The 11,582-nt window shown below is 72.3% G+C and carries 10 protein-coding genes; 9 read left to right on the forward strand and 1 reads right to left on the reverse strand.

Going from position 1 to position 11,582, the window contains the following annotated elements:
• Positions 1-25: 25 nt before the first annotated feature.
• From rhaS to AC1DZA_RS11575, 6 genes are all read left to right on the forward strand, one after another.
• Positions 26-1,063: a rhamnose ABC transporter substrate-binding protein gene (gene rhaS, locus AC1DZA_RS11550; RefSeq protein WP_476761757.1), complete on the forward strand. Its 1,038-nt coding sequence runs from the start codon at positions 26-28 to the stop codon at positions 1,061-1,063.
• Positions 1,064-1,234: 171 nt separating this feature from the next.
• A complete protein-coding gene (locus tag AC1DZA_RS11555; RefSeq protein ID WP_476772852.1) occupies positions 1,235-1,732 on the forward strand; it encodes an L-rhamnose mutarotase in 498 nt (165 codons plus the stop codon).
• Positions 1,733-1,737: 5 nt separating this feature from the next.
• On the forward strand, positions 1,738-2,895 hold the full coding sequence (rhaI, locus tag AC1DZA_RS11560) for an L-rhamnose isomerase (protein ID WP_476772870.1): 1,158 nt from the start codon (positions 1,738-1,740) through the stop codon (positions 2,893-2,895).
• A gap of 129 nt (positions 2,896-3,024) precedes the next feature.
• Complete coding sequence (locus AC1DZA_RS11565; RefSeq protein WP_476772853.1) at positions 3,025-3,936, forward strand: alpha/beta hydrolase; 912 nt, start codon at positions 3,025-3,027, stop codon at positions 3,934-3,936.
• Positions 3,933-5,969: a bifunctional aldolase/short-chain dehydrogenase gene (locus AC1DZA_RS11570; protein WP_476772854.1), complete on the forward strand. Its 2,037-nt coding sequence runs from the start codon at positions 3,933-3,935 to the stop codon at positions 5,967-5,969. Before AC1DZA_RS11565 ends, AC1DZA_RS11570 begins: the two co-directional genes overlap by 4 nt.
• Positions 5,970-6,078: 109 nt before the next feature.
• Positions 6,079-7,530 (forward strand): rhamnulokinase, encoded by a 1,452-nt coding sequence (locus tag AC1DZA_RS11575; RefSeq protein ID WP_476772855.1) that lies wholly within the window; start codon positions 6,079-6,081, stop codon positions 7,528-7,530.
• Positions 7,531-7,602: 72 nt separating this feature from the next.
• Here the strand turns inward: AC1DZA_RS11575 and AC1DZA_RS11580 are convergent, their stop codons facing one another.
• Positions 7,603-8,145, reverse strand: a complete 543-nt coding sequence (locus tag AC1DZA_RS11580) for a hypothetical protein (protein WP_476772856.1) — start codon at positions 8,143-8,145, stop codon at positions 7,603-7,605.
• A 44-nt stretch (positions 8,146-8,189) separates the two neighbouring features.
• Between AC1DZA_RS11580 and AC1DZA_RS11585 the strand changes: the two genes are divergently transcribed.
• From AC1DZA_RS11585 to AC1DZA_RS11595, 3 genes are all read left to right on the forward strand, one after another.
• The gene (locus tag AC1DZA_RS11585; RefSeq protein WP_476772857.1) at positions 8,190-9,140 is read left to right on the forward strand and encodes a 2-hydroxyacid dehydrogenase; all 951 of its coding nucleotides are present in this window, start codon (positions 8,190-8,192) and stop codon (positions 9,138-9,140) included.
• A 67-nt stretch (positions 9,141-9,207) separates the two neighbouring features.
• Entirely contained in the window at positions 9,208-10,182 is a 975-nt protein-coding gene (locus AC1DZA_RS11590) for a serine hydrolase domain-containing protein (RefSeq protein WP_476772858.1), read from the forward strand.
• 206 nt (positions 10,183-10,388) lie between these two features.
• On the forward strand, positions 10,389-11,582 hold a 1,194-nt coding region (locus AC1DZA_RS11595), incomplete at its 3' end, for a CHAT domain-containing protein (protein ID WP_476772859.1).

Consider the following 11,582-nt stretch of genomic DNA (forward strand, 5'->3'; position numbering starts at 1 on the left):
TCATCCGATGAAGGGAAGAACAACGATGTTTCAGAAGAAGCACCGCGCCGGTGCACTCACGGCGCTGGCGGTGAGTGTCGCGCTCCTCGCGACCGGCTGCGCCGTCGACTCCGGCTCCGGCAGCAGCGAGGGCAGTGGCGGGGGCGACGGGGACCTCTCCATCACCTTCGTGCCCAAGAACCTCGGCAACCCGTACTTCGACACCTCGTCGGCCGGCGCGAAGGAGGCCATCGACGAGTTCAGCGGCACCTTCGCCGAGGTCGGTCCCGCCGAGGCGACGCCCGACGCGCAGGTCAGCTACATCAACACGCTGACCCAGCAGGGCGTGGGCGCGATGGCCGTGTCGGCCAACGACCCCGAGGCGATCTGCGACGCGCTGAACGAGGCCCGCGACGCGGGCGTCAAGGTGGTCACGTTCGACTCCGACACGAACCCCGACTGCCGCGACCTGTTCATCAACCAGGCCACCGCAGACGGCATCGCCAAGGTCGAGGTCGACCTCATCGCCGACCAGATCGGCGGCTCCGGCGAGATCGCGATCCTCTCGGCATCCGCCAACGCGACGAACCAGAACGCGTGGATCGAGACCATGAAGGAGTACCTCGCGAGCGACTACCCCGACATCACGCTCGTCGACACGGTCTACGGCGACGACGACGACCAGACGTCGTTCGACAAGACCGCGGCGCTGCTGCAGACGCACCCCGACCTGAAGGGCATCATCTCGCCCACCACGGTCGGCATCGCGGCGGCCGCGCGCTACCTGTCCACCTCGGAGTACAAGGGCAAGGTCGCGCTCACCGGGCTGGGCACGCCGAACCAGATGCGCGAGTACGTCGAAGACGGCACCGTCACCTCGTTCGCGCTGTGGAACCCGGCCGACCTCGGCTACCTCACCGCGTACGCGGCGAAGGCGCTCATCGAGGGCGACATCACGGGTGAGGAAGGCGACTCGTTCAAGGCCGGCAAGCTCGGCGACTTCGAGGTCGGCGCCGATGGCGTCGTGCTCCTCGGCGACCCGTTCGTGTTCGATGCCGACAACATCGGCGACTTCGACTTCTAGGAGTCGCGGATGACGGGCCCGGCCGGGCGCACACACGCGCGGCCGGGCCTTTCACGTCTTCCGCAGCGAGGCCGTTCTGCCTACGCTGGGAAGGAAAGCGTATTCCGGGTTGCGGCCTCCGCGATCCTGCCTTAGGCTTTGAAACGATTCATCACAGGACGGAGCAGCTCGATGGTGAGCACACACGGCACGCCGCGCGGCATCGAGCGCGTGTGCTTCCAGCTGCACGTCGACCCGGCACGCCTCGACGAGTACGCCGAACGGCACGGGGGCGTCTGGCCCGAGATGCTCCGCGCCATCGAGGCATCCGGGCGCCGCAACTACTCGCTGTTCCTGCGCGCCGACGGCCTGCTGATCGGCTACTACGAGACCGACGACGACGCGGCCTCCCAGGCCGCGCTCGAGCAGGACCCTCGCACCGCCGCGTGGGAGGCCGAGATGGCCGGGTTCTTCGTCGCCCTCGACGGCGCGCGTCCCGACCAGGGCGCCCCGCGCCTCACCGAGGTGTTCCACCTCGAAGACCAGCTCGCCGCGCTCGACCACGGCGCGGCATCCGCCGGCCCCGAAGCCACCACCGCCGCAGCCGACGCCGGCCACGCGGCATCCGACCAGGCCCTCACGGGCGCCCCGACCACGAACGACCTCCGCACAGAAAGCAGCGACTCGTGAGCAACATTCCCAGCACCGTCCTCGACCAGCTCGAGCTGCAGTCGATCGAGCTCCCCTCGTGGGCGTTCGGCAACTCGGGCACCCGCTTCAAGGTGTTCGCCACGCCGGGCACGCCCCGCGACCCCTACGAGAAGATCGCGGATGCCGCGCAGGTGCACGCCTACACGGCGCTCGCGCCCACCGTGGCACTGCACATCCCGTGGGACAAGGTCGACTCCTACGACGACCTGCGCAAGCACGCCGAAGACCACGGCGTCGCGCTCGGCACGATCAACTCGAACACCTTCCAGGACGACGACTACAAGTTCGGCGCCCTCACCCACGAGGACGCGGCCGTGCGGCAGAAGGCGATCGACCACCACTTCGAGTGCATCGACATCATGCACGAGACGGGCAGCCGCGACCTGAAGATCTGGCTCGCCGAGGGTTCGAACTACCCCGGCCAGGCCGACCTGCGCGGCCGCCAGGACCGCCTGCACGAGTCGCTCGCCACGATCTACGCGCGGCTCGGCGACGAGGACCGCCTCGTGCTCGAGTACAAGTTCTTCGAGCCGGCGTTCTACCACACCGACGTTCCCGACTGGGGCACGAGCTACGCCCAGGTCGCGGCGCTCGGCGACAAGGCCATGGTGTGCCTCGACACGGGCCACCACGCGCCCGGTACGAACATCGAGTTCATCGTCATGCAGCTGCTGCGCCTCGGCAAGCTCGGCTCGTTCGACTTCAACTCGCGGTTCTACGCCGACGACGACCTCATCGTGGGCGCCGCCGACCCGTTCCAGCTGTTCCGCATCATCTTCGAGGTCATCCGCGGCGGCGGCTTCAACCACCCCGACGTGGCGTTCATGCTCGACCAGTGCCACAACGTCGAGGACAAGATCCCCGGCCAGATCCGCTCCGTGCTCAACGTGCAGGAGATGACGGCGCGGGCTCTGCTCGTCGACACCGACGCGCTGCGTGCCGCCCAGGTGTCGGGCGACGTGCTCGAGGCGAACCGCATCTTCATGGACGCGTTCTACACCGACGTGCGCCCCGCCCTCGCCGAGTGGCGCGAGTCGCGGGGCCTCCCCGCCGACCCGATGGCGGCGTTCGCGGCATCCGGCTACCTGCAGCGCATCGCGGCCGACCGCGTCGGCGGCGTGCAGGCGGGCTGGGGCGCCTGACCGACCGACCGAAGATACTCGCGAGTGGGCGAAGTTGGCGGCGACCTCCGCCTGGAATCGCCAGGATCGCCCACTCGCGGGACTGACCACGACATGACGGCACGCGAGACGAGCGAGGGGAGCGAGCGGATGACGCAGCAGGCACCGTACGGCGCGGCCGGCGGGCTCGTGCGGGTGTACTCGGCGAGCAGCGGCGCGGCGAGCGCCGACGCGAACGCGGTGACGGATGCCGCGGCGCAGCGCCGCACGCCCGCGCTCGTGTGGGCGCACGGAGGCGGCTTCGTCGCGGGCGACCTCGACATGCCCGAGGCCGACTGGGTCGCGCGGACGCTCGCCGAACGCGGCATCACCGTCGTCTCCATCGACTACCGCCTCGTCGGCGACGGCTCGGGGCGCTTCCCGGCCGGCTCCGACGACGTGCTCGCCGCGTGGCGCTGGACGCTCGCCCACGCCGACGAACTCGACCTCGACCCCGATCGGGTCGCGATCGGCGGAGCGAGCGCGGGCGCCAACCTCGTGACCGGCGCGGTGCTGCGACTCCTCGGCCACGAGCCCGTCACCGAGGCAGCGCCCCTGCCCGGGGGCGTGTTCCTCGCCTACCCCACGCTGCTCGACGTGCAGCCGGCTCCGGATGCCGCGCTGCGGGCGCTGCTCGACGCGAATCCCGGCGCCGACCGCTTCGGCCCGGACGCCGTCCGTGAGATGTACGAGCAGTACCTCGGCGGACCGACCGACGAGGCCCCGCTCGCCGCCGTGCCCGGCCGGGCCGCGGCATCCGACCTCGCGGGCTTCCCGCCCGTGATCATGGTCAACGGCGAGGCCGACGAGCTGCGCGTCTCGGGCGAGGTGTTCGCCGCGACGCTCCGCGCGGCCGGCGCGACCGTCGACGTCGCGACCGAGCCGGGCACCGAGCACGGCCACCTGAACCGACCAGCCGAGCCCGCGGCATCCGCCTCGATCGAGCGCGTCGTGCGCTGGATCGCCTGGCTCGCGGCGCACCACCAGACCACCCTCCGCATCACCGAAGGAATCACCCCATGACGAACCAGGCAGCTGCCGACCTCATCGCGCGGTCGAACCGCCTCGGCGCCGACCCGAAGAACACGAACTACGCCGGCGGCAACACGTCGGCGAAGGGCACCGAGACCGACCCGGTCACCGGCGAGCCCGTCGAGCTCATGTGGGTGAAGGGCTCGGGCGGCGACCTCGGCACCCTCACCGAGCAGGGCCTCGCGGTACTGCGGCTCGACCGACTGCGCGCTCTCGTCGACGTGTACCCGGGCGTCGACCGCGAGGACGAGATGGTCGCCGCGTTCGACTACACGCTGCACGGCAAGGGCGGCGCGGCACCGTCGATCGACACGGCCATGCACGGCCTCGTCGACGCGGCGCACGTCGACCACCTCCACCCCGACTCGGGCATCGCGATCGCGACGGCCGCCGACGGCGAGGAGCTGACGCAGAAGATCTTCGGCGACCAGGTCGTGTGGGTGCCGTGGCGCCGACCCGGCTTCCAGCTCGGACTCGACATCGCGGAGATCAAGGCGCAGCACCCCCAGGCGATCGGCTGCATCCTCGGCGGCCACGGCATCACGGCCTGGGGCGACACCTCCGAGGAGTCCGAGCGCAACTCGCTCTGGATCATCGACACGGCCGCGGCCTACATCGCCGAGCACGGGAAGGCCGAGCCGTTCGGCGCCGAGCTCGAGGGGTACGGCCCGCTCGAGCCCGCCGAGCGTCGCGCGAAGGCCGCGGCGCTGGCCGCGACGATCCGTGGGCTCGCCTCCCACGACCGACCCGTGGTCGGCCACTTCACGGATGCCCCAGAGGTGCTCGACTTCCTCGCCCGCGCCGAGCACCCGCGCCTCGCCGCACTCGGCACGAGCTGCCCCGACCACTTCCTGCGTACCAAGGTGAAGCCGATGGTGCTCGACCTTCCGGCCGACGCCGACGTCGAGGCATCCGTCGCCCGCCTGAAGGAGCTGCACGAGGCCTACCGCGCCGACTACCAGGCGTACTACGACGCCCACGCGACCCCCGAGTCGCCCGCGATCCGCGGCGCCGACCCGCTCATCGTGCTCATCCCGGGCGTCGGCATGTTCAGCTACGGCGCCAACAAGCAGACCGCGCGGGTGGCCGGCGAGTTCTACGTCAACGCCATCAACGTGATGCGCGGCGCCGAGGCGGTCTCGACCTACTCCCCGATCTCCGACGCCGAGAAGTTCCGCATCGAATACTGGGCGCTCGAGGAGGCGAAGCTCCAGCGCATGCCGAAGCCCAAGCAGCACGCCACCCGCATCGCACTCGTGACCGGCGCGGCATCCGGCATCGGCAAGGCCATCGCGACCCGGCTCGCCGCCGAGGGCGCGTGCGTCGTCATCGCCGACCTCGACCTCGAGAAGGCGCAGGCAGCCGCCGCCGAGCTGGGCAACACGGATGTCGCGATCGGCGTGCAGGCGAACGTGACGGATGCCGCGGCCGTGCAACGCGCGATCGACGACGCCGTACTCGCCTTCGGCGGCCTCGACCTCGTGGTGAACAACGCGGGCCTGTCGCTGTCGAAGCCGCTGCTCGAGACGACCGAGGCGGACTGGGACCTGCAGCACGACGTCATGGCGAAGGGCTCGTTCCTCGTGTCGAAGGCGGCGGCGCGCGTGCTCATCGACCAGGGGCTCGGCGGCGACATCATCTACATCTCCTCGAAGAACTCGGTGTTCGCCGGGCCGAACAACATCGCCTACTCGGCGACGAAGGCCGACCAGGCCCACCAGGTGCGGCTCCTCGCCGTCGAGCTCGGCGAGTACGGCATCAAGGTGAACGGCATCAACCCCGACGGCGTCGTGCGCGGCTCGGGGATCTTCGCGAGCGGCTGGGGCGCGAACCGGGCCAAGACGTACGGCATCGAGGAGGAGGACCTCGGCAAGTTCTACGCCCAGCGCACGATCCTCAAGCGCGAGGTGCTGCCCGAGCACGTCGCGAACGCGGTGATCGTGCTCACCGGGCCGGAGCTCTCGCACACGACCGGCCTGCACATCCCGGTCGACGCGGGTGTCGCCGCGGCCTTCCTGCGATGAGTCCCACCATCGCGGCGCGGCGGCCACTCAGCAGTCGCCCACGGAACGGCGCCGCTGAGGCGTGGGTTTCTGCGGTGTCGACGGGGCTTCGGCACGCGGAGCGCGGGCGATGAGCACGTCGGGCGGACGCGCGGGCACCGTCGCCGCGGTCGACCTCGGGGCGACGAGCGGGCGGGTCATCCTCGGCCGCGTCGACGGTCGCGCCGGCACGCTCGAGCTCGACCACGTCGCCCGGTTCCCGAACGGCCCGGTGCGCCTCGCGTCGGGCCTGCACTGGGACTTCACGGGCCTCTACCGCGACCTCACCGCCGGACTCGCCGAGGCGTTCCGGCGCGACCCGGCGGTGGCGTCGGTCGGCGTCGACTCGTGGGCGGTCGACTACGGGCTGCTGCGGGGCGACCGCCTGCTCGGCGAGCCGTTCCACTACCGCGACGAGCGCAACGACCGCGGCGTCGAGGCCGTGCACCGCGTCGTGCCGTTCGAGGAGCTGTACCGACGCAACGGCCTGCAGTTCCTGCCGTTCAACACGGTGTACCAGCTCGCGGTGGAACGGGACGCGGCGGGCGGATGGCTCGGCCTCGCCGACTCGCTCCTGCTGGTGCCCGACCTCATCGGGTTCCAGCTCACCGGCGCGCGGCTGTCGGAGCGCACCAACGCGTCGACCACGGGGCTGCTCGGCGTCGAGACCGGCGAGTGGGACGACGAGCTCATCGAGCGGCTCGGGCTCCCGGCATCCGTCTTCGCCCCGCTCGTCAGCCCCGGCGAGTCCTTCGGCGCGCTGCGACCGGCTGTCGCGACCGAGCTCGGCGCGCCCGCCGGCCTCGAGGTCGTCGCGGTCGGCTCGCACGACACCGCCTCGGCCGTCGTCGCCATGCCGATGCGCGCCGAGTCCGCCGCGTACATCTCGTGCGGCACATGGGGGCTCGTGGGCGTCGAGCTCGAGCATCCGGTGACGTCGGATGCCGCGCGCGCGGCGAACTTCACGAACGAGGGCGGCGTCGACGGACGGGTCCGGTTCCTGCACAACGTCATGGGCCTGTGGCTGCTGAGCGAGTCGGTGCGCTGGTGGGAGCGGGACGGGGAGCGCATCGACCTGCCCGGGCTGCTCGCGGCCGCGGCATCCGTCACTGCGCCCGTCGCCGTGTTCGACGCCGACGACCCCCGGCTGCTCGCGCCCGGAGACCTGCCCGGCCGCATCGCCGAGTGGTGCGCCGAGCAGGGCGTCGCGGCACCGCAGACGCGGGCCGAGTTCGCCCGGTCGATCATCGAGAGCCTGGCCGACGCGTTCGCCGGGGCGGTGCGCACCGCGTCGATCCTGTCGGGCGTCGACGTCGAGACGATCCACGTGGTGGGCGGCGGTGCGCTCAACGAGCTCCTGTGCCAGCGCACCGCCGACCGAGCCGGCCTCCCCGTGCTCGCCGGCCCCGTCGAGGCGACGGCCATCGGCAACGTGCTCGTGCAGGCGCGGGCTCAGGGCTACGCGAGCGGCGACCTGGAGGCGCTGCGCGCCATCGTGGCCACGGCGTTCCCGCCGAAGCGGTACGAGCCCGTCGCCCGCTGAGGCCTGCGACGGAGCGGAGTGGAGTCGGAGGCGGCAGTGAAGCCGGAGCCCACGGTGAGTTCGGAGGCGGGCTCAGTGCGCGTGCGCGAGCTGCTGGAGGCCGATGACGGCCAGCCCCAAGCCCACGAGCATCGCCAGCGCGAGGAGTTGCTTCCACCATTCCAGGCGGGTGCGACGCACCGCGAGGAAGCCGATCAGCGCGAGGGTGACGATGTAGACGATGCTCGCGGCGCGAAGCGCGCCCGCCAGCTCGAAGACGCCAAGCCAGGCCAGAGCCAACAGGATCAGCGGCACGCCGGCCGAGGCGAGCGCCTCGCCGGCGACCCGCGCCATCCGCCCGAGCTCGGCCCGGCTCGGGAAGGCCGCGTGCACGGCGAGATGCGACACGATGTCGGCGACGAAGCCGGCCACGGTGATGCCGACGATGCCCACGAGCAGCGCGAGCGTCGCCTGCCGGGCCGTGAGGTGCTCGACGTTCCCTGCCTGCACGAGCACGATCGCGAGGCCCGTGAAGGTGGCGTAGACGCGCTCCTTCAGCGCTTCGGCGCGTTCCTCGACGGGCCGGCCGGCGAATCGGTCGCGTGGTCCCCGCCGCGGTCGCCCATCATGCTCCATGCGCCGGAGGCTACCAGCCGCCCGGGCTCTGGAAGGATCGAGCCATGACCGAATCGCCCCGGCTCCTCGTGACCGTGCCCGGCGCGACCCTGCGTCGCGCGCTCGAGCGGACCCCCGGCGGGGTGCCCGACGGCGTCGAGGTGCTCGAGTGGGACCTCGAGGGGCCGCCGCCCGTGGCATCCGGCCGTCGCATCGACCTCGTGGTGCCGCCGTACATGGGCGCGGCCGCCCGGCTCGGAGCGCTCGCCGGCGTCGACGTGGGTCTCGTGCAATCGCAGTCGATCGGCTACGACGACATCGCCGACGCGCTGCCGCCGGGCCACGTCTTCGCGAACGCGGCGACCGTGCACGAGACGTCCACGGCCGAGCTCACCCTGGCACTGGTGCTCGCGGCGCAGCGCGGGATCCCCGACTTCGTCCGCGCGGCATCCGAGGGCCGCTGGGCGCCCGCCCGGCACGAGAGCCTCGCCGACCGGCGCGTGCTGCTCATCGGCTACGGCGGCGTCGGCCGCGCGATCGAGGAACGGCTCGCGCCCTTCGAGGTCGAGGTGACCCGGGTCGCCAGCCGCGCCCGCGACGACGAGCGTGGGCGCATCCACGGCATCGACGAGCTGCCGCGGCTCCTGCCCCACGCCGAGATCGTGATCGTCGGCCTGCCCCTCAGCGATGCCACGACCGGGCTCGTCGATGCCGCCTTCCTCGCGGCACTGCCCGACGGCGCCCTCGTCGTGAATATCGCCCGCGGCAAGGTCGCCGACACCGACGCGATCCTCGCCGAGGCCCGCTCCGGCCGGCTTCGGTTCGCCCTCGACGTCACCGACCCCGAGCCGCTGCCGCAGGGGCATCCGCTCTTCGCGCTGCCGAACGTGCTGGTCTCCCCCCACGTGGGCGGCGCCTCCACCGCGATGATGCCCCGCATGGCGCGCCTCCTGCAGCGCCAGATCGAGCGGATGCTGCGCGGCGAGGCCCCCGAGAACGTCGTGCTGCGCAGCTGACGCGCAGACGAGGACCTGCACACCGCCGACCCCTGATCCTGTTCCCCAGCCCTACCGAGAGGACCCCATGCCGAGCTTCGACCACGCCTTCGACTGGACCCGCCGCCACGTCGACGACGGCCCCATGCCCAGCGCCGTGCTCGGCATCGCCACCGCCGACGGCATCGTCGCCCTCGACGCGTTCGGCGGGGCATCCGTCGACGACCACTACGCCCTCTTCTCGATCACCAAGCCGCTCGTCGGGCTGGCCGCGCTGCGACTGATCGAGGAGGGGCGCATGACGCCCGACACCCCGCTCACGACGGCGGTGCCCGAGTTCGGCGAGGGACGCGACGACGTCGTGCGCCTGCGGCACCTCGTGAGCCACACGTCGGGCATCGTGGAGCCCGACCTGCAGACGCCGGCGGGCCTGCGCCCGTCGCTGCTCGCCCCGGGTCGCGACTTCGCCGCGGGCACCGCGTCGCGCTACTCCACGATCGCCTTCGAGGGCATCGCCGCGCTCATCGAGCACGCGGGCGGCGCCTCCTGGGAGCAGGCGGTCGACGCCGTCGCCGCCCGGGCCGGCGCGAGCGGGTTCACGACGGATGCCGCGGCGAGCCCGCACGAGGTCGTCGACGCGGCCGCGCAGGGCCTCGACTACCCGGCGTTCGCCGCGCTGCGGCATCCGGGCGCCGGTCTGCTGGGCCGGGCGAAGGACCTGCTCGCCATCGGCAGCGCACTGCTGCGCAACGACGGGTCGCTCGTGTCGAAGGCGGGCTACGACGCCATGCTGCGCCCGCTCACCGCCGGGCTGCCGAAGCTCGAACCGTACCCCGAGTCGCGCGGCCAGGACTGGGGCTTCACGTGGAACCTGCGGCACTCGGCGGCCGGGCTGCTCGCCGCCGACACGTTCAGCCACGGCGCCTGGGCGGGCAGCGAGTTCGCCGTCACGCCGTCGCGCGGGGTGTGCTTCGTGCTGCTCACGAGCGTGGGCGGCGGCATCGGGCAGTTCGGCGTGGACATCGACGAGCTGCACAACGCGGTGGTCGCCGGCGCGGACTGACCGGAACGGCGGCGACCCGACGGCGTGGCCGGCCGCGTTGGGCGGCGCAGTCGGCCGCATTCGGCGGCGCGGCCGGCCGCGTTCGGGAGTATCGTGTGAGCCGACCGAACGCCTGCGTGCCCGTCCACGCGTTCCGGACCCTCCCGCAGCGTCAGATCAGTGCAGCCACTGTTGGCGCGCCGACGTGCGAGGGCGAGGATTCGCGCATGGACACGGTGATGGAGTTGGAGATCGGGCCCGGCCCTGAGCCAGGCTCCTACGTGGTGCGGGTGCTGCAGTCGGTGGGCGGCGGCCAGCCGACCCAGGCGATGACGCTCGACCTCGCCCCGCTCGTCGACCAGCGACCCCTCCTCGAGGCCAGCGTGCTCTCGTCGTCGGTCTCCGCGCGACGGGTGATGTCGGACACCGAGACGACGGTGCAGGAGGTCGGCCGCCGCCTGTTCGACGCGGCCTTCCACGGCGACGTGCTCGCCGCCTACCGCACGAGCCTCGCGGTCGCCTCCGAACGCGGAACCAGCGTGCAGATCGCGCTGCGCCTGACGGCGCCCGAGCTCTCGTCGCTGCCGTGGGAGACCCTCTTCGACGCCGAGACCGGCGCCTACCTGTGCCGCAAGGAGCCGCTCGTCCGTCGCGTGCCGGCCTCGTTCACGCCTCCCGTGCTCGCCCTCGAGCCGCCCATGCGCATCCTCGGCATGATCGCGTCGCCGCGCGGGCTCCCGGCGCTCGACGTCGGCGGCGAGCGCGAGCGCCTCGAGGAGGCGCTGCGCCCCCATCTCGACTCGGGCCGCGTGGAGCTCGAATGGCTCGACGACGTGACCTGGGACGGCGTGCACGCCAAGCTCCTCGAGAAGGAGTGGCACGTGCTGCACTTCATCGGCCACGGCTCGTACGACGCCGAGACCGACGAGGGCGTGCTCGCGTTCGTCGGCCGCGACGGCCGCGCCGACGAGGTGACGGCGTCGAGCCTCGCCGACCTGCTCGACGAGGCGGAGCCCACGCCTCGGCTCGTCATGCTCAACTCGTGCCAGTCCGCGGCATCCGGCACCACCGATCTCTTCTCGGGCACCGCGGCCGCCCTCGCCCACAGCGGTATCCGCGCGGTCGCGGCGATGCAGTTCTCGATCAGCGACGTCGCCGCCATCGCGTTCGCGCGCGGCTTCTACACGGCGCTCTCGTACGGGCGCGGCATCGACGAGGCGGTGCGCAGCGGACGCATCGGCATCCTCGGCATCGGCCGCGGCACGCTCGAGTGGGTCACGCCCGTGCTCTACCTGCGCGGCGAGGACACACGCCTGTTCGACGTGGCGCCGATGCCCGAGCCGGCGGCGCCTGCTGCTGCCGCTGCTGGTGTCGCTGCGCCTGTTGCTGCCGCTGCGGCGTCGCCCGCGGCTGCCGCTGCG

This window comes from Agromyces sp. P2_B3 (assembly GCF_056404815.1).